This window comes from Duganella aceris (assembly GCF_011090165.1).
Taxonomy (GTDB): Bacteria; Pseudomonadota; Gammaproteobacteria; order Burkholderiales; family Burkholderiaceae_D; genus Rugamonas; species Rugamonas aceris.
In genome coordinates, this window is record NZ_JAADJT010000005.1 from 75,280 (window position 1) to 101,135 (window position 25,856).

Genomic DNA, 25,856 nt, shown 5'->3' on the forward strand with positions numbered 1-25,856 from the left:
CGGGCGCGGTGTCGGCCGGCTAGAACTCTTCCCATTCGACTTCCGGCGCCGCCTTGCGGGGTGGGCTCAGCGGCAGTGCCGGTGCGCCGCGCCGGCGATTTTTTGCGCGCGTCTCCGTGGCGGCGGGGACCGGCGCGTGTCCGGTTGTTTGCGCGGTGGCGTCCTCCGGCAGCACGAAAGCGCCGATCGCCTGGCTGAGCTTGCCCGTCTCGGCGCGCATCGAGGCCGCCGCCGCTGCCGCCTGCTCGACCAGCGCCGCGTTCTGCTGAGTCGCCTGGTCCATCGCCGCGATCGCGTGGTGCACCTGTTCCAGACCCGCCGTCTGCTCGGCGCTGGCGTCGGCGATTTCCCCGATCAGCCCGGTCACGCGCTGGACGCTGACCACCACTTCCTCCATCGTGTTGCGCGCCTGGTCGGCGAGTTGCGTGCCGCGCGCCACCTTGTCGACCGAATCGGCGATCAGTTCCTTGATCTCCCTGGCGGCGGCGGCCGAGCGCTGCGCCAGGCTGCGCACCTCGGACGCCACCACGGCGAAACCGCGCCCTTGTTCGCCGGCGCGCGCCGCCTCCACCGCCGCGTTCAGGGCCAGGATATTGGTCTGGAAGGCGATGCCGTCGATCACGCCGATGATCTCCGCGATCTTCTTCGAGCTGTCGTTGATCGACGCCATCGTGCCGACCACCTGCGCCACGTCGTCGCCGCCGCGCACCGCCACGGCGGACGCCGACAGCGCCAGCTGGTTGGCCTGCACCGCGTGACCGGCGTTTTGCTTGACGGTCGCGGTCAGTTGCTCCATCGCCGACGCGGTTTCCTCCAGCGCGCCGGCCTGCCGCTCGGTGCGCTTGGATAAATCCTGGTTGCCTTCGGCGATTTCCGCCGCCGAGCCGCCGATCGCGCGGGCGCCGTCGCGCACCTGGCCGATGATGCGCAACAGGCTGTCGTTCATCCGCTGCATCGCCTGCAATAGTTTGCCGGTCTGGTTGTCGCCGTGGATCTCGATGCGGACGCAGAGATCGCCGCCGGCGATGCGCTGCGCCGCCTGCATGGCGTGCTGCAACGGCGCCGAGATCGATCGCGCCAGCCACAGCGCCAGCAAGGCGCCGCCGGCAACGGCCATGGCGAGCAGGCTGAAGGTGATGAGACGGGCGCCGGCATATAGCTCGTCGGCCGCGCGCGCCGCTTCCTGGCTTGCTTGCATGCAGCCGGCCAGCAGCTTGCCCAGTTGCGCGTTCAATGCATCGAGCATTTGCTGTGAAGCGCCCTTGAGCAGGGCGCGCGCCTCGTCCGGCTTGCCATCGCGGGCCAGCGCGGCCAGCTTCTCGTGTTCGGCGAGATAGGCGGCGGCCAGGCGCTGCATGTCGGCCGCCTGCGTCTGGGCGGGGCCCTCGCTCAGTACGCGCGCCAGTTGCTCGCTGTTGCCGCGCAAGGCGGAGGCGGCGTCGTTCAATTTTTGCGCGGCGTCGTCGATACTCTCCTTGTCGCCGGCGATCACGTGCTCCAGTTTGCGCAATGCCAGCAAGTCGTTGCGCAGCGACAGCACGGCGATGGTCTGCGGCAGCGATTTGCCGGACAGTTCCGACGATGCGTGGTTGATGGCGCTCATACGCGACAGCGCGTTGACGCCAAGCAGAGCGGTCAGGCCGAGCACGATGGCGAAGGCGGCCAGAAGCTTGCTGGACGTTTCCAGGTTATGCAGGAGTTTCATGGGGCGTCCTTGATGGCGAAGGCGGGCGGACTTGTTATGTTAAGGAAACCTCAACCTTGCCTATTGAGCCGCGTCAACACAGGGTTTGCGCCGGGAGGAGTTGCTGGAAATCGGTAAAATACGCGAAAAATTGCACATTCTTGATTCTCTTGTATTGCCTTATGGAAATACTGTGTGAAAATGGGATATTCCTGATTTTTTCATCGCCGCAGGTCATATATGGTTGCAACTCCGACAACGCAGGCATCGCCAAATAAGACGGTCACGCCGCGGCATGCCTTGCTGGAGGAGTTGATCAAGATCGCGCTCAAGCACGCGGGCGATCAGTATCTGGATCTGGCCACCAGATTGGCCGGGGCGCTGATCGACGCCACCGACGGCGACACGCGCGCGATCCAGGCGCGTCTGCGCGCGGGCAATCAGCTGCGCAACCGCAATTTCGCCTTCTTGCATCTGGCCACCAGCATGTTGGAGAAGGCGTTGCGCCGGGAGATCGCCGAATTGTCGCCGGCCGCCAAGGGGCAGCCGGGTGAGGGCGGGCCGCTGTCGCTGGTGCCGTTCGAGGAAATGGATACGCGCGTGGCGCTGGGTGGTGTCAGCAAGCCGTTCGAGATCCGGTATGCGGATCAGTTGCAGACGTTGAATGTGCGGCTGGCTTTTCTGTTGGATCGGGATATCTTGCGCGGGAGTCAGAATCCGTTCCGGCCGGAGGTGTTTCTGGTGGCGTTGCAGCAGGCCTGGAACGAGTTCGATACCGAGCCGGAATCGGCGCCGCTGTTGCAGCCGATGGTCAAACCCGGCATGTTCATCGAACTGGGGCCGATGCTTGATGCCTTGAACCTGGCTTTGCAAAGCAAGGGAGTGCTGCCGGGCTCGGTCGATGGCTACAAGGGGCGCAAGGCGGATGCCGCCAAGGCCGCGCCGTCGCGCGCGCGCAGCAACCAGGCGGCGCTGGCGCAGCAGTTACGGCAGTTTTTCGCGTCCAGCGAGGTGGCTGGTTCGGCTGCCGGGGAAATTGTCGACGGGATCGCCGGCGGCATCATCCAGAGCGCGGGCGGGGATATCGATCTGAGTATTCCGGATTTGCCGATGTCGGCGTTGACGGCCGGCAGCAGCTGGGCGCCGAATGGCGCGCAGGCGGCGCCGCGCGCGACGGGGGCTGGCGGTCACGCCTCTGCCCACGGCGCCTCTGCCCACGGCGTTGCCGGCCACGCTGGCGCCGGCGCAGCCGCCGCGTCAGGCGTCGCCTTCGGTCCAGGAGCGGGGTCCGGCGATGCTGGCGGCCCGTTGCCGGCCGGGACCGTGATGATGGCGGTGCCAGCAGGCGCGGTCATGGTGGCGATGCCAGGCGGGACCGGCTTACCGGCTGGCGCGGCGGGAGGCGACGGCGGCGTGGGTGGCGTGGGCGTGGCGGGCGGATTCGTGCCTGCGGCAGGCCTGCCGGCCGGTGCGGTGCAGGGCGCGGGAGGCGTGTGGCTGCAGGGTCCGGCGCAAGGTTTCCAGCCCGGCGCCTTGACCAACGAAGACGCGCAGCGTCTGGTGCAGATCGGCGGCAAGCAGCCGCTGCTGGCCTATCTGGCGCAGCTGCAAAAAGCCGTGCCCTATGATTCGATCGGCGGCCTCGGCGTCATGGCCGGCGCCGCATCGGGCAAGGCCGCCGCCGCAGGACCAGGGCCAGCACCGGCCGGCGAATCGCCCGAATCCGCCAAAGTCTTCTACCTGCCCAACCTCAAACAGAGCATGCCGCAGGGCAGCCTGTCGCGCAACGACGAAAGCACCATCGACTTGCTGTCGGCGGTGTTCGACACCGTCTTCCGCGACCAGAACATCTCACAGGAAATCCGCGACCTGATCCGCTTCCTGCAGATCCCGGTGCTGAAGGCCGCGCTGGTCGACAAGAACTTCTTCTTCCAGGACGCCCATCCGGCACGCCGGCTGATCGATCTGCTGTCGCGCATGGGCTGGGAGCAGCGCAAGGGGCCGGACGATCCGCTGTTCCAGGCGATGCAGCGCAGCGTCGACCGCGTCGGCCGCGACTACGATCACGAACTGTCGGTCTTCACCGAAGCGGTCAACGAACTGGAGGCCTCGATCCAGGCCGAGGAGCGCGCCGCCGCCACCGCCATCGCGGCGCCGATCGCGGCCGCGCTGAAGCAGGAGAAAATGGCCGAGTCGGGCAAGCTGGCCAAGAATTCGGTGGCGCTGCGCATCGGCACCGGGGAAGTGATCGCCGTGGTCGAAGCCTTCCTGGAGCAGCGGTGGGTATCGGTGCTGACCGTCGCCTACAGTATCGAGGACGACAAGCCGGGCGCCGTCAACAACGCCACCCGCACCATGGACGAGCTGATCTGGAGCGTGCGGCCCAAGCTCAACGGCGACGAGCGCAAGCAGCTGATCGCCAGGCTGCCGGGCTTGCTGTCGCAGTTGAACAAGTGGCTGGACGTCATCAAGTGGCAGGACGCGGACCGGCTGCAATTCTTCGCCGAGCTGGCCGAATGCCACGCTTCGATCGTGCGAGCGCCGATCGAGATGTCGCCGGAGCGCCAGCTGGAAATCTCGATGCAGGTGGCGCAGCGGGCCGCCGAGCGTCGGTTGCAACTGCAAGCCAAGGCCGATGCCGAGGAAAAAGCCGCCGCCGAGGCGTTGGTCCACCGGCCGGCGCCGGACGCGGAGGACGAAGACGCCGCCGTCGAAGTCGACGGCCTGGCGCGCGGCATGTGGCTGGAGTTCATGCAGGACGGCGGTGGCAGCCGCAAGGTCAAGCTGGCGTGGATCAGCCCGCTACGCACGCTGTATATCTTCTCGACCGCCGCGCGGCAGGAAGCGTTCTCGATGTCCGGCGAACAGCTGGCGCAACGCTTCCGCGAGCGCACCGCGCAGGTGGTGCGCAGCGACGGGGTGGTCGCGGTCGCGCTGTCGCAAGCGCTGGCCCGCGCCGCCGACAACGACGCGTCCATCGACCCGCCAGCCTCGGCCTTCGGCTGAGCCGATTTGCTGCGGCGCGGTTGGCGGGAATTCGTCGTTTCCCCATAGTAATCTTCGCCCCAAGGCCGCGTGCGTGTGCTTATAATGTGATGCACTGCAAAATAATGAACAGGTTAATTAAATGATGATTTGGTGGCATTGGCTCAGTCTGGCGGGAAGTTTGGCGGTAACCGGGCCGATCGGCGTTGCTATCGCCGTTTGGTTGCTGTCTGGGAAATCCTGGCGCCTGACGGCGATCTGGGCCGTCTTGTTCGGCGCCGGCATGGCGCTGGTGGTCATCACCAAGATCGCTTTCATCGGATGGGGCATCGGCGTTGAATCGGTGGAATTCGCCGGGTTCAGCGGACATGCGATGCGCGCTGCTGCCGTGTTTCCGGTTGCCGGTTTCCTGGCCTTCCGCTCCTCGTCGCTGACCGCGCGACAGTTGAGCACCGCGGCCGGCGTGCTGCTTGCCGTGCTGATCGCCATATCGCGGGTCTACGTGCAGGCCCATTCGGTATCGGAGGCGGTCACCGGCTGCCTGCTGGGCCTGACGGTGGCGGCGCTGTTCATCTGGTATGCCAGCACCGAGCACCATCTGGCGCTGAGCCGGGTGCTGGTGGCACTATGCGTGCCGGTGCTGCTGGTAGCGCCGCGCGTCGAACCGGTCCCCACCGAAGCGTGGATCACCAAGGCCGCGCTGTACCTGTCCGGCCGCGAGCATCCCTATACCCGTGCCATATGGAATGCCCCGCGACCTGAAGTGCGATAAGGACTGGATTGCCCGTTTGCATCGTTATGCGTTTTCGGCCTGATTTAGTGCGCAAAATGGTATTATTGTGAACTTTTACAGCTCACCGTCCAGATAACAACGTGCGTCTATCTTCCATCAAATTGTCGGGATTTAAGTCTTTCGTTGATCCCACCAATTTCCAGGTGCCGGGTCAGTTGGTCGGCGTGGTGGGGCCGAACGGTTGCGGCAAGTCGAATATCATCGACGCCGTGCGCTGGGTGCTGGGCGAATCCAAGGCTTCCGAGCTGCGCGGCGAGTCGATGCAGGACGTGATCTTCAACGGCTCGACCCACCGCAAACCCGCCGGCCGCTCGTCGGTGGAGCTGGTGTTCGACAACAACGACGGCAAGGCTTCCGGCCAATGGGGCCAGTACGCCGAGATCGCGGTCAAGCGCACGCTGACGCGCGACGGCACGTCCACTTATTACATCAACGGCCAGCCGGTGCGCCGGCGCGATATCCAGGACATCTTCCTCGGCACCGGCCTCGGTCCGCGCGCCTACGCCATCATCGGCCAGGGCATGATCAGCCGCATCATCGAGTCGCGCCCGGAAGAGTTGCGCGTGTTCCTGGAAGAGGCGGCCGGCGTCTCCAAGTACAAGGAACGCCGCCGCGAAACCGAAAACCGTTTACACGATACGCGCGAAAACCTGCTGCGCGTCGAGGACATCCTGCGCGAGCTGAATTCGAACCTGGAAAAACTGGAAGGCCAGGCCGCCGTGGCCACCAAGTTCCACCAGCTGCAATCGGACCAGGAAGAGAAGCAGAAACTGCTTTGGCTGCTGCGCAAGCTGGAAGCCGAAAGCGAGCAGAAAAAATACTTCCGTGAAGTCGAGCAGGCGCAGAACGATCTGGAAGAGCAGACCGCCAAGCTGCGCAACGTCGAGCTGTCGCTGGAGCAGATGCGGCAAGGGCACTTCGCCGCCGGCGACCGGCTGCACACCGCGCAGGGCGCGCTGTATCAGACCAACGCCGAAATCGGCAGCCTGGAAGCGCAGATCAAGTTCGTCATCGAATCGCGCAGCCGCCTGCAACAGCAGCTGGCCGCGTTGACCGCGCAGCGCGACCAATGGCAGCAGCAGGCCACCGAGTACGGCGGCCAGATCGAGGAAGCCGAGTTCACGCTGGAGGAGCTGTCGGCCAAGGTCGAACAGTCGCAGATGATGGCCGAGCAAAAAGCCGAGTCGCTGCCGATGCTGGAGCAGTCGTGGCGCGAGGCGCAGACCAGGAGCACCGAATCGCGCGCCCGCATCATGCAGGCGCAGCAACAGCTGGAGCTGGAATCGGCGCATCAGCGCAACGCCAACAACATCCTCAACGGCCTGGCCGTGCGGCGCGAGCGTTTGCAGCAGGAGAAAAGCGGCTTGAGCCTCCCCGACAGCACGCACCTGAGCAATCTGCGCATGCAGCTGGAAGAGAAGCAGCAGGCGTTGGAGGAGCAGAGCTATCTGCTGGAGGAAGCGCAGGAGCAGCAACCCAAGCTGGAAGAAGAGCGTCACGCCGCGCAGCAGCAGGTCAACGCCGAAACGGCGGCCAACGCGCAGCTGGAGGCGCGTCTGAACGCGCTGCGCCAGATGCAGGAACGGGTGCAAACGCAGGGCAAGGTCACGCCGTGGCTGCAAAAGCACGAGCTGGATACGCTGCCGCGCCTGTGGCAAAAATTGAATATCGAATCCGGCTGGGAAACCGCGCTGGAATCGGTGCTGCGCGAGCGCACCTCGGCCTTGCAGATGTCGAACATCGAGTGGGCCAAGGCCTTCTTCAACGATGCGCCGCCGGCCAAGCTGGCCTTGTTCGCGCCGTCGACCGCCGTGCCGCCGGCGCCGGTGGAAGTGGCGGGACTGAAGCCCTTCCTGAATCTGCTGAAGCTCAACGATCCCGGTCTGCGCGGCTTGCTGCAAGACTGGCTGCACAACGTCTACATCGCCGAAGACACCGCCGAGGCTTTCGCCGAACGCGGCAAGCTGCCGGCCGGCGCCTGCTTCGTCACACGCCAGGGCCATGCGGTCACCCAGGACAGCGTGCGGTTCTACGCCGCCGACTCGGAGCAGGACGGCATGCTGGGCCGCCAGCAGGAGATCGACAACATCACCAAGCAGTTGCGCGCGCAGCAGATGCTGGCCGACGAGGCGCGCGCCCGTTCGGTGCGCGCCGATGCCGCCGTGACGGAGCTGACGCGCCGCCTCGGCGAGTACCGCGCCAGGCTGCAAAGCCTGCAATCGTCGGTGCATACGCTGCAACTGGATGTGGTCAAGCTGTCGGAGATCGAGGCGCGCTTCAACCAGCGCAGCAACCAGATCGAAACCGACCTGGCGGAAATCGCGATGCAGGAAGAAGAGCAAACCCAGGTCAAGATGGAGTCCGAGGAAAAGTTCGAGCAGCTCGACATGGAGCTCGGTAATCTGCAAGGCGAGCATGAAGACGGCCAGACCGAATTCCTGCAAAAGGAGCAGCGTCTGGCCGATGCGCGCGAATCGTTGCGCGACCTGGAACGCACGGCGCAGGAAGTGCAGTTCGCGGAAAAATCCCAGCGCAGCAAGATCGAGGAATTCCGCCGCAGTATCGCCACCGCGACCGCGCAGGTCACGCAGGTGAGCGAGAGTCTTGAAGCCGGCCGCATGGAGCTGGAGGGCCTGGAGCAGGGCACCGCCAACGAAGGCTTGCAGGAGCTGCTCGACCGTCGCACGGGGCAGGAGAAAGCGCTGTCCGACGCGCGCCACGAACTCGATCAGATCGCGCAGCAGCTGCGCATGTTCGAGGAAGGCCGCATGTCGACCGAGCGCGCCTTGCAGCCGCAGCGCGACAAGATCATGGAAATGCAGTTGAAGGAGCAGGCCGCGCGCCTGAACCAGGAACAGTTCGCGGCGCAGCTGGCCGAAGTGCAGGCCGACGAGGCGGCGCTGGCCGAGAAGCTGCATCCGGAGATGAAGGCGTCCTACCTGCAGGGCGAGGTGACGCGCCTGACCAATGCGATCTCGTTGCTGGGCGCGGTCAATCTGGCGGCGCTGGACGAACTGGCGACGGCGTCCGAGCGCAAGAACTTCCTCGATTCGCAGAACGCGGATCTGACCGAGGCGATCAACACGCTGGAAGACGCCATCGCGCGGATCGACAAGGAAACCCGCGATCTGCTGCAAGATACTTTCGACCGCGTCAACGGTCACTTCTCCGAGCTGTTCCCGATCCTGTTCGGCGGCGGCCAGGCGAAGCTGATCATGACCGGCGATGAAATTCTCGACTCCGGCGTGCAGGTCATGGCCCAGCCGCCGGGCAAGAAGAACGCCACCATCCACCTGCTGTCCGGCGGTGAGAAGGCGCTGACGGCGACGGCGCTGGTGTTCTCGATGTTCCGACTTAACCCGGCGCCGTTCTGCCTGCTCGACGAAGTCGACGCACCGCTGGACGACGCCAATACCGAACGATTCTGCCGGATGGTCAAGCGCATGTCCGCGCATACGCAATTCCTCTTCATCTCGCACAACAAGATTGCGATGGAGATGGCCAATCAACTGATCGGTGTGACGATGCAAGAGCAGGGCGTATCGCGCATCGTGGCGGTGGATATGGAATCCGCCGCAAACTTCGCTTCCGAGGCACAAGCAGCATGACAGACCTACAAATGAGTTTGATCGGAATCGCGGGCGTATTCGTCGCCGGCGTTTTCACGTACAACAAGATCCAGGAATACAAGGCCAAGAAGACCGTGGAACGCGCCTTCTCGACCGACCATGACGATGTGCTGATGCGCACCGGCGATGCGCCGGCATCCGCTGTCGCGCGCCAGGAACCGAGCTTCTCGCTCGACAGCGCATCGCCCGGCGTGGCCGGCGGCGAGGCGTCCGCTTCGGCGGCCGCCTTGGGCGCCGTCGCGGCGGAGTTCAGTAGCGACGATCTCGATGACGGCGCCGCCGCCGATGCCGCGCTGGCCGCCCGCGCCAAGGCCGCGTCCACGGCGGCCGCCGAGCAAGCCACCGCGCTGGTCGATCCGCTGATCGATTGCCTGCTGCCGCTGGCGCTGGAAGGCGCGGCGCGCGGCGACAAGCTGCTGCCGGTGCTGCAAACGCTGCGCATGGTCGGCAACAAGCCGGTGCACTACATCGGCCTGGCCGTCAGCGGCGATTGGGAACCGATCACGCACGGCGGCGTCTACACCAAGCTGCAGGGCGGCGTACAGCTGGCCAGCCGCAGCACCGCGCTGAACGAACTGGAATACTCGGAGCTGGTCACGCGCCTGCGCGCGATGGCCGACGAAATCGGCGCCGAGCCGGAAATCCCGGACATGATCGAAGTGATGGCCGAGGCGCGCAATCTGCACCGCTTCGTCGCCGGCCACGACGCGCAACTGGGCGTCAATCTGCAAAGCAACGGCGCGCCGTGGGCGATTTCGACGCTGCTGGGCGCATTGGAGAAGCAGGGCTTCGACGTGCGTCCCGACGGCCGTTACGTGATGCCGGACGGCGAAGGCGGCTTCCTGTTCTCGCTGTCGACCAATGTCACGCTGGCGGAGGAAACCACGGCGCGCCTGACGCTGCTGCTGGACGTGCCATGCGTGGCGCCGTCGCGCGACGGCTTCGGCGCGATGGTGGCGTGCGCCAAATCGCTGGTGGGGCGCCTGGACGCGACCATCGTCGACGATTACAACCAGCCGCTGTCGGATGCGGCGCTGGGCGAGATCGCCGGCCAGGTGCAGGATTTCTACGCCGAGATGAACGATGCCGACATCCCGGCAGGTTCCACCCGCGCACTGCGTTTGTTCAGCTAAGGTATTGTAATGACGGAAGTAGATTTCAAAGCGCGCATCGCTTCGTTGAGCGCTGAGCTCAACAAGCACCTGCACGCGTATCACGTTGAAGACGCGCCCACCATCCCGGACGCGGAGTACGACAAGCTGTTCATCGAGCTGCAACAGCTCGAAGCGCAACACCCCGAGCTGGCGCTGGCGGACTCGCCCACTAAGCGCGTGGGCGCGGCGCCGTTGCCGCAGTTCGACCAGGTCACGCACACGGTGCCGATGCTGTCGCTGAACAACGGCTTCACCGAAGAGGATATCGAGAACTTCGACCGCCGCGTGCGCGACGGCCTCGATGCGGCGGCCGACGTCGAATACGCGGCGGAAGTCAAATACGACGGCCTGGCGATCAACCTGCGTTACGTCGACGGGCTGCTGGTGCAGGCCGCGACGCGCGGCGACGGCTACACCGGCGAGGATGTCACCACCAATATCCGCACCATCCGCTCGATCCCGCTGCGCCTGAACACGCCGACGCCGCCCGCCATCCTCGATGTGCGCGGCGAGGTGCTGATGTTCAAAAGCGATTTCGAAGCGATGAACGCGCGCCAGCGCGAAGCCGGCCAGAAGGAGTTCGTCAATCCGCGCAACGCGGCGGCGGGCAGCCTGCGCCAGCTCGATTCGCGCATCACCGCGTCGCGCAGGCTGAGCTTCTTCTCGTATGGCGTCGGCGCGCTGGAAGGCGCGGACATGCCGCCGTCGCACTCGGCGCTGCTGGACTGGTATCGCACGCTCGGCCTGCCGGTGGCGAAGGAAGGCACGGTGGTGCGCGGCTACGATGGGCTGATGGCCTATTACAAGCAGATCGGCGAAGCCCGCCCGACCATGCCGTATGAAATCGACGGCGTGGTCTACAAGGCCAATTCGCTGCAGGACCAGCGCACGCTGGGCTTCGTGTCGCGCGCGCCGCGTTTCGCGCTGGCGCACAAGTTCCCGGCCGAAGAGGCGCTGACCACGGTGCTGGCGATCGAGGTGCAGGTCGGCCGCACCGGCGCGATCACGCCGGTGGCGCGGCTGGCGTCCGTGTTCGTCGGCGGCGTCAACGTCACCAACGCCACGCTGCACAACGAAGACGAAGTACGCCGCAAGGATGTGCGCATCGGCGACACGGTGATCGTGCGCCGCGCCGGCGACGTGATTCCGGAAGTGCTGGCGGTGGTGCTGGAGCGCCGGCCGTCGCCGGAGCCGGCCGCCTACGTGCTGCCCAGGACTTGCCCGGTGTGCGGTTCGCACGTGGTGCGCGAGGAGGGCGAGGCGATCGCGCGTTGTTCCGGCGGTCTGTTCTGCTCCGCGCAGCGCAAGGAGGCGATTCGCCACTTCGCCGGCCGCCGCATGATGGACATCGAGGGCCTGGGCGACCGCTACATCGACAACCTGGTCGAACACGGCAAGGTGCAGCGCGTTGCCGACCTGTACTCGCTGAAGCTGGAAGACCTGCTGGATATGAAGCGGCTCGCCGATGAGCGCGACGATGGTGGGACCACCGCGACGCCGGAGACCGTCGCGCAGGGCAAGATCGCCACCAAGTGGGCGGACAATCTGCTGGAGGCCATCGCCGCCAGCAAGAACCCGCCGCTGGAGCGCATGTTGTTCGCGCTCGGCATCCGTCATGTGGGCGAGTCGACCGCGAAGACGCTGGCCGAGTGGCTGGGCCGCTTCGACCTGATACGCCGCGTGCCGGCGGCGCTGCTGCGCGTGCTGCCCGATATCGGCGGCACGGTGGCGGAGTCGATCGCCGACTTCTTCGCCGAGCCGAAGAACCAGGAGGCCATCGACGCGCTGCTGGCGGCCGGCGTGACGCCGCAAGGCGAGCATGCGCCGAGCGCCAAGCTGCGCGAGAAGCTGGACATGGTCAAGCTGATGGCGGCGCTGGCGATTCCGAAACTGACCGAGCCGCGCAGCAAGCAGCTGGTCGAGCAGGACATCACGCTGGAAGTGCTGGCGCATCTGCGCGTGTTCGACGTATTCAGCCTGCCGGCGACGGTGGCGGAGGCGCTGGAGGCGTGGATGGCGGAGCCGGGCCATCGCGAGCAGCTGGTCGCGCTGCACAAGCTGCGCGAGGACTTGCTGGCGCAGCTGCCGGCGCAGGCGGCCGAAGGTCCGCAGACCGGCAAGACCTTCGTCCTGACCGGGACGCTGCCGAACCTGAGCCGCGACCAGGCGGCCGCGATGATCGAGGCGCAGGGCGGCAAGGTCTCCGGTTCGGTCTCGAAGAAAACCCACTATCTGGTGGCAGGCGCCGACGCCGGCAGCAAGCTGGCCAAGGCGCAGGAGCTGGAAGTAACGATACTCGACGAAGCGGGCCTGGTGGCGCTGCTCGAAAAATAAAATGTCCAAAATAAGAAAAGCAGTGTTCCCGGTGGCCGGCCTCGGCAGCCGTTTCCTTCCCGCGACCAAGGCGCAGCCGAAGGAGATGCTGCCCATCGTCGACAAGCCGCTGATTCAATACGCGATGGAGGAGGCGGTGGCCGCCGGCATCACCGATATGGTGTTCATCACAGGCCGCAACAAGCGCGCCATCGAGGATCATTTCGACAAGGCCTACGAGCTGGAGGCGGAACTGGAAGCGGCCGACAAGCAGCATCTGCTGCAGCTGGTGCGCACGGTCATCCCGAAGAACATCAACTGCATCTACATCCGCCAGTCCGAGCCGCTGGGTCTGGGCCATGCGGTGCTGTGCGCGCGGCCGGTGATCGGCGACGAGCCGTTCGCCGTGCTGCTGGCCGACGATTTCATGGACACCGACGCCGGCGTCAAGCCGGTGCTGGCGCAGATGACCGAGCTGTATGAGCGCGAGGGCAGCAGCATCCTGGCGGTGCAGGACGTGCCGCGCGCGGCGACGCGCCAATATGGCATTGTCAGCGCGTCCGCCTACCTGCCGAAGCTGGAGACGGTGCAGGGCATCGTCGAGAAGCCGGCGCCGGAGCTGGCGCCGTCCACGCTGGCGGTGGTGGGGCGCTATGTGCTGTCTGGCCGCATCTTCGACTACTTGGAACACATCGGCAGCGGCGCCGGCGGCGAGATCCAGCTGACCGACGGCATCGCCGCGCTGATGCGCGATGAACGCGTGCTGGCCTACCGCTACGACGGCCAACGCTACGACTGCGGTTCGAAGCTGGGCTACCTGAAGGCGATGACGGCGATGGGTCTGAAACACGCGGAGACGGGCGAGGAGTATTGCCAGTTTCTGCGCGAGTTACAATGCTAGCAATTTAAAGGAAACAGATCATGGCCGTTCGTGAAATCCTGAAGATGGGCGATCCGCGCCTGCTGCGCGTGGCCGAGCCGGTGACCGAGTTCGACACGCCCGCCATGCGCGAGCTGATCGCCGATATGTTCGACACCATGCACGCGGCCAATGGCGCGGGCCTGGCCGCGCCGCAGATCGGCGTCAATTTGCAGCTGGTGATCTACGGCTTCAAGCAAAACGTGCGCTATCCGGATGCGCCGCAGGTGCCGGAAACGGTATTAATCAATCCGGTGCTGACGCCGCTGTCGGACGAGATGGAAGAGGGCTTCGAAGGTTGCCTGTCGGTGCCGCGATTGCGCGGCGCCGTGCCGCGCTGGAGCAAGCTGCGTTACGAGGGCGTCGATCAGCTCAATCAGCCGATCAAGCGCGAGGTGGACGGCTTCCATGCGCGCGTGGTGCAGCACGAGGTGGACCATCTGCTCGGCGTGCTGTACCCGATGCGCATCACCGACTTCTCCAAATTCGGCTTCACCGAAGTGATGTTCCCCGATCTCGATCCCAACGACGACGATTGATCCATGAGCGAGCGCCCGCCCCATCCCGCTTCGCCGCCCGCGCAGACCGTCAAACGCCCCAAGGTGGGCAATGTGCGGGGCGAGTTCCAGATGGGGACATCGCGGATCAAGCGGGTCGGCGTCAACCGCTGGTATTGGGGCGACATCTACCACTGGATGCTGACGCTCAGCTGGCCGCGCTTCTTCCTGCTGATCGGCGTGCTGTACTTCATCACCAACCTTGGCTTCGCGCTGGCCTTCTTCGCGGTGCCGGGCTCCATCTCCAACGCGCGGCCGGGCTACTTCCCGGACTGCGTGTTTTTCTCGATCGAGACGCTGGCCACCGTCGGCTACGGCTACATGAATCCCGGCTCGACCTACGGCCATATCGTGGCATCGACCGAGATCCTGCTCGGCATGGTGGAGGTGGCGGCGGTGACCGGGCTGCTGTTCGCGCGCTTCTCGCGGCCGACCTCGCGCATCATGTTTTCCGATGTCGCCGTGGTGACGCCGTTTAACGGCGTGCCGACCTTGATGCTGCGCGCCGGGAACGAGCGCGCCAACCTGATACTGGAGGCATCGGTGCGTGCCTCTCTGATCCGCCGCGAGACCACGCTGGAGGGGCAGATCTTCACCCGTTTCTACGACCTGGAACTGGAGCGCAAGAACTCCGGCATCTTCGCGCTGACCTGGACCATCATGCACCGCATCGACGAAAACAGTCCCTTGTTCGGCAAGACGCAGCAGGATTTGCATGACGAGGGCGCGACGCTGGCGGTGGCGATGTCCGGCACCGACGACACGCTCAACGATTTCGTGCACGCGCGGCAGACGTATGCGGCGGAGCATATCTTTTTCGGCCATCACTTCGCCGACATCATGTCGGACAAGCAGGAGGGGGATGTGCGGATACTCGACTACAGCAAATTCCACGACATCTACCCGGACGGCAGCAGCGGCGGCAGCATGCCCGGCGCGGCGCTGGCGCATCCAGGCTAGCGGCTTACTCTTCCTCGACGCCCAGCAGGTCGCGCGCGTTCAGCAGCGCGTAGACGATATCGGGATTCTTGCGGAAGCAGCGGCGCACGGCGGCGGGCAGCGCCTCGCGCGTCTTGCGGCACAGGCCCGGCCGCTCGATCAACTTGATCGACAAGCCCATGACGGTGCTGACGCCGCGCGTGCTGGGAGTGATGTTCAGCGTGACGCCGAGCTGCTCCAGGATGCGCTGCTTGATGCGGCCCAGATCCTCGTAGCTGGCGATGGCTTCGATACGCTCGATCAGCACCTTTTCCTGTTCACGCGTCAGGCGCAGTATGCGGATGTCGGTGTCGTCGGGCGCCTTGTCCCAGGCCTCCAGCAAGTCCTCGCGCCCGCACTCGCAAGCGCCGGGCGGGCACTCTTTGCGAATCGGGAAAGGCAGGGCTTGGGGCATGGCGCGGCGCTTGGCGGTCGGTGGCGGACCTGAATTTTACTCCTATTTTCCCGCCGCGGCCGATTGCAAACGCTGCTGCAACAGCGCCAGCACGGCGGCTTCCTCGGGACGCAGCGAGTGCAGGTCTTCCTGCAACTGCTGCTGGGCGCGGCGGCGCAGGGCCTTGAGCATGGTGCCGTCGAGGTAGGATTCGATCACCGCCGGATGCACGTAGCACTTACGGCAGATGGTCGGCGTGTTGCCGAGTTTTTTTGCCACCGATTCGATCGCCTGTACCACGTTCTTCTTGGCCTGCGCCTCCGAATCGAACTTCTCGTATTCCAGCAGCGCCACCGCCGCCAGCACCGTGCCGGACCAGGTGCGGAAGTCCTTGGCGGTGTAGTCTTCGCCGGCGATCGCCTGCAGGTATTCGTTGACGTCGGCCGAGCCTACCGTGTGGGCTTCGCCGTGGTCGTCGACGTACTGGAACAGGTCCTGGCCGGGCAAGTCGAGCGTGCGGCGGATGGTGTTGGCCAACCGCCGATCCTGCACTTCGACTTCATGATTGACGCCGCTCTTGCCGCGAAAGCGGAACTGCACCTTGCTGCCGTCCAGCCGCACGTGGCGCTCGCGCAGCGTGGTCAGGCCGAAGGATTTGTTCTCGCGCGCGTATTCCTCGTTCCCGATCCGCATCATGGTCGCTTCCAGCAGGTAGACGATGGTGGCCAGCACCTTCTCGCGCGGCAGGCCCGGCTGCTTGAGCGCGGCGTCGACCGCGAGGCGTATCGCCGGCAGCGCCTTGCCGAAGCTGAGCATGCGTTCGTATTTGGATTCGTCGCGCAGCGCGCGCCAGCGCGGGTGATAGCGGTACTGCTTGCGGCCGCGCGCATCGCGCCCGGTCGCCTGCAGATGGCCCAGCGGCTGCTTGCAGATCCAGACGTCCTGCCAGGCCGGCGGAATCACCAGCGATTTGATGCGGGCCAGCGTGTCGGCATCCTTGACGGCGTGGCCGTCGGCGTCGACGTAGTGGAAGTGCGCTCCACGCTTGCGGCGGGCGATGCCGGGCTGGTAGTCATGCACGTAACGCAGGCCGGCCGACTTGGCGGCGACTTGGGCATCATGTGTGGCGTCCGGGGCGGTCGCCGATGGTAAATCGCGTTTCATCGCTGTCCTTGGTGAGCGGAGTATGAAGGATCGTACCCGCCGGCGAGAAGCGATGTTGTGCGCTAACGCACGATCAGTCCATACGCTTCAGGCGCTGACCGACGATGCTCCATTTGCAGGGCTCATCGTGCACGGTGCCGGTCAAGACCCAGCCGGTGCCGAGCTTCTCGACGCCGATCTCGCAGTTGAGTTCCTTGGCCAGCTTTTCGGCCCAGCCCTTGGCGGCGCCCTGGCCCTTGAACAGCTCATTGCCCTCGTAGATCACGGTGGCGTCGAAAACGGAGGCGGCGAATATGGTCATGGTGGTGGTCCTGGGAATGAAGCCGGTATTGTGCCACCAATTTGTGCCACCCGCGCCACTACGTCATTCAACGTATTCCTCGCTGCTTGTCTGCTAGTTAATCTTGCAACATCCAAACCAAAAGGGAGAACAAGATGGCGTTGACAAGGGGAGTGCTGCTGGCGGCGATGGCGGCGACGATGAGCAGCGCGTGGGGCGGTGCGACCATCAATATGGGCGACGACAAGTCGGTCAGCGTCGGCTTCGGCCTGCGCGAGAGCTACACCAGCGCGGAGAACGCGGCGCCCGACGGCGGCCGTTCCAACGACTTCAATCTCGACAGCGGCCGCCTGTTCTTCGGCGCTTCGCTCAACAAGAACATCAAGGGCATGTTCAACACCGAGTGGGACGGCGACAAGATCCGCGTGCTGGACGCGGCCGGGCAGTTCGCCATTTCACCTGAGCTCAACATCTGGGCCGGCCGGCTGCTGTCGCCTTCCGACCGCGCCAACATGGCCGGGCCTTACTACTCGCTGGGCGGCGGCTACTGGGCCGGCGTGGCGTCGCGTTACGGCTACAACGGCGGCATCTTCCGCGGCCGCGACGACGGCGTGGTCGTGTGGGGCAACGCGGGCCCCGGCGGCAAGCTGGGTTACTCCTTCGGCGTATTCGAGGGCCATACCTTCGGCATCGGTTCGCTGACGCAGTCGCAGGCCAAGGCGGCCGGCATCAAGGCGGACGACGCGCTGATGTACGCCGGCCGCGCGCAGTACGACTTCTGGGATGCGGAGCCGGGCTACTACGGCACCGGCAACTACCTGGGCGGCGCCGACATCCTGGCCATCGGCGTGGCGGGACGCTACCAGAAAGACGGCATCCTGACCGTGGGCGCGGTCGGCAAATACAGCTCCTACAACGTCGACTTCCTGCTGGAGAAACGCATCAAGGGCGCCGGCGCGTTCGCCATCGAGGCGGCCTGGTACGACTACGACACCGACGACATCATTAAATCCGAGCAGGGCAAGGCGTATTCGGCCGGCGCTTCCTACATCTTCGAACAGAAGGCCGGCTGGGGCAAGTTCCAGCCCTTCGTACGCTGGCAGAAGTTCGCCGCCGACACCAACATCGACACCAAGCAGTTCGACGCGGGCGTGAACTACATCATCGACGGCTACAACGCGCAGATCAGCGCCGTGTACTCGAAGACCAAGATCACCAGCGCAGCGGACAACGACAAGTTCCAGATCGCGCTGCAACTGCAATATTAATCTCTCACCCACGGAGCTACACATGCAAAATCGTCGCACATTCATCGGCACCCTGAGCCGCATCGCCGCCGCCACCGCCATGCTGGCCGCCGGCACCTCGGCCTACGCCGCCGACACCATCAAGGTCGGCATCCTGCATTCGCTGTCGGGCACGATGGCGATTTCCGAGACCTCGTTGAAGGACGTGGCCTTGATGACCATCGATGAGATCAACGCCAAGGGTGGCGTGTTGGGCAAGAAGCTGGAGGCGGTGGTGGTCGATCCGGCCTCCAACTGGCCGCTGTTCGCGGAAAAGGCGCGCGGCCTGATCGCGCAGGACAAGGTGTCGGTGGTGTTCGGCTGCTGGACCTCGGTGTCGCGCAAGTCGGTGCTGCCGGTGTTCAAGGAGCTGAATAGCCTGCTGTTCTATCCGGTCCAGTACGAGGGCGAGGAGCTGGAGAAGAATGTGTTCTACACCGGCGCGGCGCCGAACCAGCAGGCGATTCCGGCGGTGCAGTACCTGATGAGCAAGGAAGGCGGCGGCGCCAAGCGCTTCGTGCTGCTGGGGACCGACTACGTCTATCCGCGCACCACCAACAAGATCCTGCGCGCCTACCTGAAGAGCAAGGGCGTGAAGGACAGCGATATCGATGAGGTGTACACCCCGTTCGGCCATTCGGACTACCAGACCATCGTCGCCAACATCAAGAAGTTCTCGGCGGGCGGCAAGACGGCGGTGATCTCGACCATCAACGGCGATTCGAACGTGCCGTTCTATAAGGAGCTGGGCAACGCGGGCCTGAAGGCGACCGATGTGCCGGTGGTGGCGTTCTCGGTCGGCGAAGAAGAGCTGCGCGGCGTCGACACCAAACCGCTGCTGGGCCATCTGGCGGCGTGGAACTACTTCGAGTCGGTGAAGAACCCGGTGAATACGGAGTTCATCAAAAAGTGGAAGGCGTACGCGGTCGCCAAGAAGTTGCCGAACGCGAACACGGTGGTGACCAACGATCCGATGGAGGCCACCTATGTCGGCATCCATATGTGGGCGCAGGCGGTGGAGAAGGCCAAGTCGACCGACACCGACAAGGTGATCGCGGCGATGGCGGGGCAGACCTTCAAGGCGCCGTCGGGCTTCACGCTGACCATGGATCCGACCAATCACCATTTGCACAAGCCGGTGTTCATCGGCGAGATCCGTCCGGACGGGCAGTTCAGCGTGGTGTGGAAGACGCCGGGTCCGGTGCGCGCCAATCCTTGGAGCCCGTACATCCCTGGCAACGAGGGTAAGCAGAAGCTGTAACCCTAAGAGTAAGGGGTCAGACCCCGTACGGGGTCTGACCCCCAGCCGCCGCAGTGCGGGTTTCGCGGTTTCCGCTTACTGGGATTGATATGTTACGCAAACTATTTCTGATCGTGTGCCTGGGCCTCGCCTGCAAGGCCTATGCGGGCATCGACCCCGCCCTGCTGGCGCCGTTGACCGGCGACGATCCCGACGCCCGCGTCGAGGCCATCGTCAAGATCGGGGCGCTGGCCAACGCGGACGCCACGCGGCTGCTGACGGCGCTGAAGAACGACGCGCTCTACGCCACGCCCGACGGCCATCTGTACATCGTCGACGACGACAATGCCTACGACCCGGCCACCGGCGCCACCGGCCCGCTGCCGGAAGGCCTGGATGGCCTGATGGTCAACAACCGCCTGCGCGGCGCGGCCGACGATGCGCTGTCCGCGCTCAAGCTGTTTGCGCCGGACCGCGCGCTGCGCCTGGCCGCCGCCACCGAGCTGCAAAAAAGCGTGACGCTGGCGCAGGCGCCGCTGATCGAGAAAGCCCTGACGGCGGAGAACGACGCCGAGATCCGCCCCATGCTGCAACTGGTCGCGGCCACCGCCAACCTGCAATCGCCGGACGGCGCCAAGCGCAAGGCCGCCGTCGAGGCGCTGGCCAGCAGCAGCAACGCCAATCTGCGCCCGCTGCTGCAGGCGATGCAGACCGATAATCCGGACGGCACGCACGTCGAACCCGACGAAGGCGTGCGCGTCGCCGCCGCACATACGCTGGCGGCGCTGGACAGCCGGCTGGCGCGCACCGAATTCATCGGCAATCTCTTCTACGGCATCTCGCTGGGCAGCGTGCTGCTGCTGACGGCGCTGGGCCTGGCCATCACCTTCGGCCTGATGGGCATCATCAACATGGCGCACGGCGAACTGCTGATGATCGGCGCCTACACGACGTATATGTGCCAGATGGGCTTCCGCCGCTTCCTGCCGGACGCGCTGGACTGGTATCTGGTGGCCGCGCTGCCGGCCGCGTTCATCGTGACGGCGGCGGTGGGCGTGGCGCTGGAGCGTACTGTGATCCGCTGGCTGTACGGCCGGCCGCTGGAGACGCTGCTGGCCACCTGGGGCATCTCGCTGATCCTGATGCAGTCGGTGCGCACCATCTTCGGCGCGCAGAACGTCGAGGTGGCGAATCCCGCCTGGATGTCGGGCGGCGTGACGGTGCTAGGTTCGCTGGTGCTGGCGTACAACCGCATCGCCATCATCGTCTTCGCGATCTTCGTGGTCACCGGCGTGTGGCTGATCCTGAACAAGACGCGCCTCGGCCTGTTCGTGCGCGCCGTGATGCAGAACCGTCGCATGGCCGGCTGCGTCGGCGTCTCGACCGCGAAGATCGACATGATGACCTTCGGCCTCGGTTCCGGCATCGCCGGCCTGGGCGGGGTGGCGCTGTCGCAGCTGGGGAACGTCGGGCCGGACCTGGGCCAGGGCTACATCGTCGACTCGTTCATGGTGGTGGTGCTGGGCGGCGTCGGCCAGCTGGCCGGCACCGTGATCGCGGCGCTGGGGCTGGGCGAGGCGAACAAATTCCTGGAGCCGGTGGCGGGCGCGGTGCTGGCCAAGATCGCGATCCTGATCTTCATCATCATCTTCATCCAGAAGCGGCCGCAGGGTCTGTTCGCCATGAAAGGCAGGAGCGCAGAATGACGCACACCTCTTTGTTTTCCCGCCGCGCGTGGAGCGGCATCGCGACCCTGGTGGTGGTGCTGGCGGCGCTGCCGTTGCTGAACCTGTTCTTCGCCGACGGCCACGCGCTGCATGTGCCAAGCTACATGGTGAGCCTGATCGGCAAATTCATGTGCTACGCGCTGGCGGCGCTGGCGCTGGACATGGTGTGGGGCTACGCCGGCATCCTGTCGCTGGGCCACGGCGTGTTCTTCGCGCTGGGCGCCTATGCGCACGGCATGTACCTGATGCGCGCCATCGGCCGCGACGGCGTGTACCAGAGCGACCTGCCGGACTTCATGGTGTTCCTCGACTGGAAGACCTATCCATGGTTCTGGAGCGCGACCGACAGCTTCTGGTACTGCATCGCGCTGGTGGTGCTGGTGCCCGGCGTGCTGGCCTTCGTGTTCGGTTTCTTCGCCTTCCGCTCGCGGATCAAGGGCGTGTACTTCTCGATCATCACGCAGGCCATGACCTATGCCTTCATGCTGCTGTTCTTCCGGAATAACACTGGTTTTGGCGGTAACAACGGCTTCACCGACTTCAAGCGGATACTGGGCTACTCGATCAGCGCGCCCGGCACCAAGGCGACGCTGTACCTGGTGACGCTGGCGGCGCTGGCGGGATCGCTGGTGCTGTGCCGCTGGATCGTCCAGTCGAAGCTGGGCCGGGTGCTGCAGGCGGTGCGCGACTCCGAGTCGCGGCTGATGTTCATCGGCTACAACCCGCTGTGGTTCAAGCTGTTCGTGTGGACGCTGTCGGCGGTGCTGTGCGGGATCGCCGGCGCGCTGTACGTGCCGCAGGTCGGGATCATCAATCCTTCCGAAATGTCGCCGGCGAATTCGATCGAGATGGTGATCTGGGCGGCGGTCGGCGGGCGCGGCACGCTGGTGGGGCCGATCATCGGCGCGTTCACGGTGAATGGTTTGAAGAGCTGGTTCACCGGCGCCTTCCCCAACCTGTGGCTGTTCGCGCTGGGGCTGATTTTCATTCTGGTGACGCGCTATCTGCCGCAGGGCATCGCGGGTCTGGCGGCGCGCTGGCGCAAGGAGCAGGCATGAGTGCCAACGACGGGCGCGTAGCGCTGGAAGGACTGGATACGACGCACGGCGCGATCCTGTATCTGGAAGAGATCACGGTCATGTTCGACGGTTTCCGGGCGTTGAATAAACTGAGCCTGGATATCTCGGTGGGGGAGCTGCGCTGCATCATCGGTCCCAACGGCGCCGGCAAGACCACCATGATGGACGTCATCACAGGCAAGACGCGGCCGACGTCGGGCACCGCGTTCTTCGGCCAGACCATGGACCTGAGCCGCATGACCGAGTACCAGATCGCGCACGCCGGGATCGGCCGCAAGTTCCAGCGCCCGACCATCTTCGAGCAGCACACGGTGTTCGAGAACCTGGAGCTGGCGATGAAGACCGACAAGCGGGTGCGGCCGACGCTGTTCGCGCGGTTGTCGTCCGAGCAGCACGGCAAGATCGCCGAGATCCTGACGCTGATCCGCCTGAACGGCAACGAGTCGCGCTTGGCGGGCTTGCTGTCGCACGGCCAGAAGCAGTGGCTGGAGATCGGCATGCTGCTGATGCAGGAGCCGCAGCTGATCCTGCTGGACGAACCGGTGGCCGGCATGTCCGACGCCGAGACGGCGCGCACGGCGGAGTTGCTGAACGAATTGCGCGGCAAGCATTCGATCATGGTGGTGGAACACGACATGGCGTTCGTGACGGAGATCGCGCAGCAGGGCGTGGTGACGGTGCTGCACGAGGGCTCGGTGCTGGCGCAGGGCACGATGGCGCAGGTGCAGTCCGACGAGCGGGTAATCGAAGTCTATCTGGGGCGCTGACCAATATGCTGCAAGTTGAAAAAATCAATCAATACTACGGTTCCTCGCACACCTTGCGCGGCGTGTCGCTGGAGCTGGAACGCGGCAAGTGCATGGCGCTGCTGGGCCGCAACGGGGTGGGCAAGACCACGCTGTTGAAATGCCTGATGGGGGTGCTGCCGGTATCGGCCGGCAGCGTCAAGCTGGAGGGGCGCGACATCACGCGCATGGCGCCGCACCAGCGGGCGCGGGCCGGCATCGCCTACGTGCCGCAGGGGCGCGAGATCTTCGCGCGGCTGACGGTGGAGGAGAATCTGTTGATGGGTCTTGCGACGCACAGCGGCAAGAAGGCCTCCACCATCAAGGGCGAGGTGTATGAGCTGTTCCCGGTGCTGAAGGATATGCTGCACCGGCGCGGCGGCGACCTGTCGGGCGGCCAGCAGCAGCAGCTGGCGATCGCGCGCGCGCTGCTGGCGGAGCCGAAACTGATCATCCTGGACGAGCCGACCGAAGGCATCCAGCCTTCCATCATCAAGGACATCGGCAACGTGGTGCGGCTGCTGCGCCAGCGCGGCGATATGGCGATTCTGTTGTGCGAGCAGTACTTCGACTTCGCCCACGAGCTGGCCGACCAGTTCATGGTGTTGTCGCGCGGCGAGGTGGTCGCCTCCGGCGCGCAGGCGACGATGAACGACCCGGAGGTCAAGCGCCACCTTGCGGTCTAGCGCGGCTTGAAGAAGCCGCGGGTGATGCTGTCCATTTCGCCGTTGCGCCGCATGTGCTGGATGGCGCTGTCGAACTGTTTGACGAAGTCCGCCTTGAAGGCGAACCTGCCGTTGTCGCGGCTGGTGTAGCCGAGATAGCCTTGCTTGACCGCGATCAGCGCCGCTTCGGCCACTTCGGCGTGGGCGCCGCCTTCGTCGTATTTGCCTTCGGCCTTGAGCTGTTCGCGGGTCCACTGGATCGAGACGCGGTCGTTGATGTAGCAGTCGATGCGCTTCAGGCCCAGCTTGATGATGTTGGTCTCGCTGTCCTTGGCTTCCTCGATGCGCATGCTGCCGGCTTGCACCGCCTTGTCGAAGGCGTCGCCGCCGACGATGAAGCCGGCGTTGTTGCCGATGGTGAGGCCGAAGAAGTCCTCCGGCCAGCGCTTGCGCGGCTTGGCCGCCAGCACGTCCTTGCGGCAGACGGCGACCACGCGTTCCTCATACAACGGCAGCGAATAGGGCCAGGTCCACGGCTCGTCCCTGGTGTTCATGTAGGGCGGGTACAGCGCGAAGCCGTTGCCGGATTTGAGCAGCGCCATGCCGCGCTTCCAGGGCACGGGCTGCACTTCGATGCGGTAGCCGCGCATGTGCGAGAAGGCGGCGCGGGCGATTTCGTAATACAGGCCGGCGGGCTTGCCGTTTTTTTCGTAGGAGTAGGGCGGATAGCCGGCGTCGGCGTAGATGGTGACCGGGATGTCGGCCGCCCGCGCGGCGCCGCACAGTGTGGAGATTAACAGGGGAAGCCAGGATTTAAGCACGTCATATCCTAACACGATAGCCGTCAGTGCAGATACCGGGCCGCCAATTCCATCGCCTGCGCGCTGGCGTACAACAACAGTCCGATCAGGCCGCCGACCAGCGTGCCGTTGACGCGGATGAATTGCAGGTCCTTGCCGATATTGAGTTCTATCTGGTGCGACAGGTCCTTTTCATCCCAGGCCTTGACGGTGTCGCTGATGTGGCGCGTCAGGAAGCTGGAGAAGGCCGGCGCCAGCGTGCGCGCCATGCCGGCCATGTGCTGGTTGAGCGAGGCGCGCATGTCCGGGTGCGCCAGCAGTTCTTCGCTGAGCCACTGGCTGGCCTTCACGACGCCGTCGCCGAGGCGCGATTCGCCGCCGGCGATGTCTTGCTTGATCCAGTCGCGCACGCTGCCCCACAATTCGCCGATGTAGTTGTTGAAGGTGTCGCCGTCGCGCAGGTAGCGCTTGAAGTCTTCGCCCTTGGCCAGGAAGGAAGGATCGGTTTCCAGCCGCGCCACGAAGCGCTGCACCATCTCGTCGAACTTGATGCGCAGCTTGTGGTCGCGGTCGGCGGCGATGTTTTTCATGATGTTGTTGAGCGTGTCGGCGATCATCGACGCGCCGCTTTCGCTGATCCATTCGGTCGGCAGCACCAGCGCCATGGCCTTGTGCTCGCGTTTGAGCCAGGCGGCGATCTGGTCGGCGATCAGCTCGCGCGTGGCGGGCTTGTTCATGACGCCGATCAGCGCGACCATGCCGTCGTCCAGCAGCTCCTGGTGGCGGCCGTCCTTGGTCAGGCCGGAGAGCAGGGCGCCCAGTGCCGGCGACAGTTCCAGCTTGCCGATGGCGGTGTTGAGGGCGTTGCGCAGCAGTTGCTGGATGCGGGCGTCGTCGATGGTGTCGAGGATTTCCGGCAGCAGTTGCAGCAGGTGGTTGGCGAGGAAGCCTCGGTTGACCGGTTCCTTCAGCCATTCGGCGACGGCGGTGGCGGGATCGGTCTTCAGGATCACGGCGGCCAGCGATTCGGGCTTGAGGAATTTGTCGTCGACGAAGGTGGCCAGGTTGTCGGCGATCTTGTTCTTGTTGTTGGGGATGATGGCGGTGTGGCGCGAGATGAAAGGGATCGGCACCTTGCGGAACAGCGCCACCACGGCGAACCAGTCGGCCAGCGCGCCGACCATGGCCGCCTCGGCGACGGCGCGCACGCCGTCCACCCAGAAGCCGCGCGGCGCCAGCGAGGTGGCGACGAAGACGAGGGCCGCCACCACCAGCAGCGACAGCGCCAGGCGCTTGGAGCGTTTGAGTTCTTCTTCCTTGGTCATCGCTTGCCGTCGTTGTCGAGTGGATGATGACCGCAGTGTAAGCCAAAACGCGGCGCGGGCACGCTCCGGTGCACGCTGTCTTGGCGTCGGCTGCGGATA

Annotated in this window: 20 protein-coding genes; 14 read left to right on the forward strand and 6 right to left on the reverse strand. The window is 65.2% G+C overall.

What is annotated here, in order from left to right:
- Positions 1-19 precede the first annotated feature (19 nt).
- Entirely contained in the window at positions 20-1,705 is a 1,686-nt protein-coding gene (locus GW587_RS31750; RefSeq protein ID WP_166102937.1) for a methyl-accepting chemotaxis protein, read from the reverse strand.
- A gap of 219 nt (positions 1,706-1,924) precedes the next feature.
- Between GW587_RS31750 and GW587_RS12125 the strand changes: the two genes are divergently transcribed.
- The 8 genes from GW587_RS12125 (at position 1,925) to GW587_RS12160 (ending at position 14,994) form a co-directional block, all read left to right on the forward strand.
- Positions 1,925-4,690 (forward strand): DUF1631 family protein, encoded by a 2,766-nt coding sequence (locus tag GW587_RS12125; RefSeq protein WP_166102939.1) that lies wholly within the window; start codon positions 1,925-1,927, stop codon positions 4,688-4,690.
- A gap of 202 nt (positions 4,691-4,892) precedes the next feature.
- A complete protein-coding gene (locus GW587_RS12130) occupies positions 4,893-5,441 on the forward strand; it encodes a phosphatase PAP2 family protein (RefSeq protein WP_229259412.1) in 549 nt (182 codons plus the stop codon).
- A 101-nt stretch (positions 5,442-5,542) separates the two neighbouring features.
- A complete protein-coding gene (gene smc, locus GW587_RS12135; protein WP_166102944.1) occupies positions 5,543-9,070 on the forward strand; it encodes a chromosome segregation protein SMC in 3,528 nt (1,175 codons plus the stop codon).
- A complete protein-coding gene (locus tag GW587_RS12140; RefSeq protein ID WP_166102947.1) occupies positions 9,067-10,224 on the forward strand; it encodes a cell division protein ZipA C-terminal FtsZ-binding domain-containing protein in 1,158 nt (385 codons plus the stop codon). Before smc ends, GW587_RS12140 begins: the two co-directional genes overlap by 4 nt.
- A 9-nt stretch (positions 10,225-10,233) precedes the next feature.
- Positions 10,234-12,579 carry an NAD-dependent DNA ligase LigA gene (ligA, locus tag GW587_RS12145; protein WP_166102950.1) on the forward strand — a complete coding sequence of 782 codons (2,346 nt, stop codon included), beginning with the start codon at positions 10,234-10,236 and terminating at the stop codon, positions 12,577-12,579.
- 1 nt (position 12,580) lies between these two features.
- A complete protein-coding gene (galU, locus tag GW587_RS12150) occupies positions 12,581-13,459 on the forward strand; it encodes a UTP--glucose-1-phosphate uridylyltransferase GalU (protein WP_166102953.1) in 879 nt (292 codons plus the stop codon).
- A 20-nt stretch (positions 13,460-13,479) separates the two neighbouring features.
- Positions 13,480-14,016 (forward strand): peptide deformylase, encoded by a 537-nt coding sequence (gene def / locus GW587_RS12155; protein ID WP_166102956.1) that lies wholly within the window; start codon positions 13,480-13,482, stop codon positions 14,014-14,016.
- A 3-nt stretch (positions 14,017-14,019) separates the two neighbouring features.
- Positions 14,020-14,994 carry an ion channel gene (locus tag GW587_RS12160; RefSeq protein WP_166102959.1) on the forward strand — a complete coding sequence of 325 codons (975 nt, stop codon included), beginning with the start codon at positions 14,020-14,022 and terminating at the stop codon, positions 14,992-14,994.
- A gap of 4 nt (positions 14,995-14,998) precedes the next feature.
- Here GW587_RS12160 and GW587_RS12165 read toward each other — a convergent pair whose 3' ends face one another.
- The 3 genes from GW587_RS12165 to GW587_RS12175 all read right to left on the reverse strand — a co-directional run bounded on the left by GW587_RS12165 (position 14,999) and on the right by GW587_RS12175 (position 16,871).
- Positions 14,999-15,427: a hypothetical protein gene (locus tag GW587_RS12165; protein WP_166102962.1), complete on the reverse strand. Its 429-nt coding sequence runs from the start codon at positions 15,425-15,427 to the stop codon at positions 14,999-15,001.
- A 42-nt stretch (positions 15,428-15,469) separates the two neighbouring features.
- The gene (locus GW587_RS12170; protein WP_166102964.1) at positions 15,470-16,570 is read right to left on the reverse strand and encodes a DNA topoisomerase IB; all 1,101 of its coding nucleotides are present in this window, start codon (positions 16,568-16,570) and stop codon (positions 15,470-15,472) included.
- 73 nt (positions 16,571-16,643) lie between these two features.
- Entirely contained in the window at positions 16,644-16,871 is a 228-nt protein-coding gene (locus GW587_RS12175; RefSeq protein ID WP_166102967.1) for a hypothetical protein, read from the reverse strand.
- Between the two features lie 134 nt (positions 16,872-17,005).
- On the opposite strand from GW587_RS12175, the gene GW587_RS12180 reads away from it, so the two are divergent.
- The 6 genes from GW587_RS12180 (at position 17,006) to urtE (ending at position 23,653) form a co-directional block, all read left to right on the forward strand.
- On the forward strand, positions 17,006-18,118 hold the full coding sequence (locus tag GW587_RS12180) for a porin (protein ID WP_166102970.1): 1,113 nt from the start codon (positions 17,006-17,008) through the stop codon (positions 18,116-18,118).
- Positions 18,119-18,197: 79 nt separating this feature from the next.
- Entirely contained in the window at positions 18,198-19,397 is a 1,200-nt protein-coding gene (gene urtA, locus GW587_RS12185; RefSeq protein ID WP_229259437.1) for an urea ABC transporter substrate-binding protein, read from the forward strand.
- A gap of 89 nt (positions 19,398-19,486) precedes the next feature.
- The gene (urtB, locus tag GW587_RS12190) at positions 19,487-21,082 is read left to right on the forward strand and encodes an urea ABC transporter permease subunit UrtB (RefSeq protein ID WP_166102975.1); all 1,596 of its coding nucleotides are present in this window, start codon (positions 19,487-19,489) and stop codon (positions 21,080-21,082) included.
- Entirely contained in the window at positions 21,079-22,161 is a 1,083-nt protein-coding gene (urtC, locus tag GW587_RS12195; RefSeq protein ID WP_166102977.1) for an urea ABC transporter permease subunit UrtC, read from the forward strand. Before urtB ends, urtC begins: the two co-directional genes overlap by 4 nt.
- The gene (gene urtD, locus GW587_RS12200) at positions 22,158-22,949 is read left to right on the forward strand and encodes an urea ABC transporter ATP-binding protein UrtD (protein ID WP_166102980.1); all 792 of its coding nucleotides are present in this window, start codon (positions 22,158-22,160) and stop codon (positions 22,947-22,949) included. Before urtC ends, urtD begins: the two co-directional genes overlap by 4 nt.
- Before the next feature lie 5 nt (positions 22,950-22,954).
- Entirely contained in the window at positions 22,955-23,653 is a 699-nt protein-coding gene (gene urtE / locus GW587_RS12205; protein WP_166102981.1) for an urea ABC transporter ATP-binding subunit UrtE, read from the forward strand.
- Here the strand turns inward: urtE and GW587_RS12210 are convergent.
- Positions 23,650-24,453: a substrate-binding periplasmic protein gene (locus GW587_RS12210; protein WP_371875580.1), complete on the reverse strand. Its 804-nt coding sequence runs from the start codon at positions 24,451-24,453 to the stop codon at positions 23,650-23,652. The two genes, urtE and GW587_RS12210, sit on opposite strands and share 4 nt — an antisense overlap.
- A 23-nt stretch (positions 24,454-24,476) precedes the next feature.
- Positions 24,477-25,757, reverse strand: a complete 1,281-nt coding sequence (locus GW587_RS12215; protein WP_166102984.1) for a DUF445 domain-containing protein — start codon at positions 25,755-25,757, stop codon at positions 24,477-24,479.
- Between the last annotated feature and the right edge of the window lie 99 nt (positions 25,758-25,856).

Coding starts and splice junctions, on each gene's coding strand:
- urtE (WP_166102981.1), top strand. CDS start 22,955: ATGCTGCAAGTTGAAAAAATCAATCAATACTACGGTTCCTCGCACACC.
- GW587_RS12140 (WP_166102947.1), top strand. CDS start 9,067: ATGACAGACCTACAAATGAGTTTGATCGGAATCGCGGGCGTATTCGTC.
- GW587_RS12170 (WP_166102964.1), bottom strand. CDS start 16,570: ATGAAACGCGATTTACCATCGGCGACCGCCCCGGACGCCACACATGAT.
- urtC (WP_166102977.1), top strand. CDS start 21,079: ATGACGCACACCTCTTTGTTTTCCCGCCGCGCGTGGAGCGGCATCGCG.
- GW587_RS12215 (WP_166102984.1), bottom strand. CDS start 25,757: ATGACCAAGGAAGAAGAACTCAAACGCTCCAAGCGCCTGGCGCTGTCG.
- GW587_RS31750 (WP_166102937.1), bottom strand. CDS start 1,705: ATGAAACTCCTGCATAACCTGGAAACGTCCAGCAAGCTTCTGGCCGCC.
- galU (WP_166102953.1), top strand. CDS start 12,581: ATGTCCAAAATAAGAAAAGCAGTGTTCCCGGTGGCCGGCCTCGGCAGC.
- ligA (WP_166102950.1), top strand. CDS start 10,234: ATGACGGAAGTAGATTTCAAAGCGCGCATCGCTTCGTTGAGCGCTGAG.
- urtD (WP_166102980.1), top strand. CDS start 22,158: ATGAGTGCCAACGACGGGCGCGTAGCGCTGGAAGGACTGGATACGACG.
- GW587_RS12180 (WP_166102970.1), top strand. CDS start 17,006: ATGGCGTTGACAAGGGGAGTGCTGCTGGCGGCGATGGCGGCGACGATG.
- GW587_RS12160 (WP_166102959.1), top strand. CDS start 14,020: ATGAGCGAGCGCCCGCCCCATCCCGCTTCGCCGCCCGCGCAGACCGTC.
- GW587_RS12165 (WP_166102962.1), bottom strand. CDS start 15,427: ATGCCCCAAGCCCTGCCTTTCCCGATTCGCAAAGAGTGCCCGCCCGGC.
- def (WP_166102956.1), top strand. CDS start 13,480: ATGGCCGTTCGTGAAATCCTGAAGATGGGCGATCCGCGCCTGCTGCGC.
- GW587_RS12125 (WP_166102939.1), top strand. CDS start 1,925: ATGGTTGCAACTCCGACAACGCAGGCATCGCCAAATAAGACGGTCACG.
- urtB (WP_166102975.1), top strand. CDS start 19,487: ATGTTACGCAAACTATTTCTGATCGTGTGCCTGGGCCTCGCCTGCAAG.
- urtA (WP_229259437.1), top strand. CDS start 18,198: ATGCTGGCCGCCGGCACCTCGGCCTACGCCGCCGACACCATCAAGGTC.
- GW587_RS12175 (WP_166102967.1), bottom strand. CDS start 16,871: ATGACCATATTCGCCGCCTCCGTTTTCGACGCCACCGTGATCTACGAG.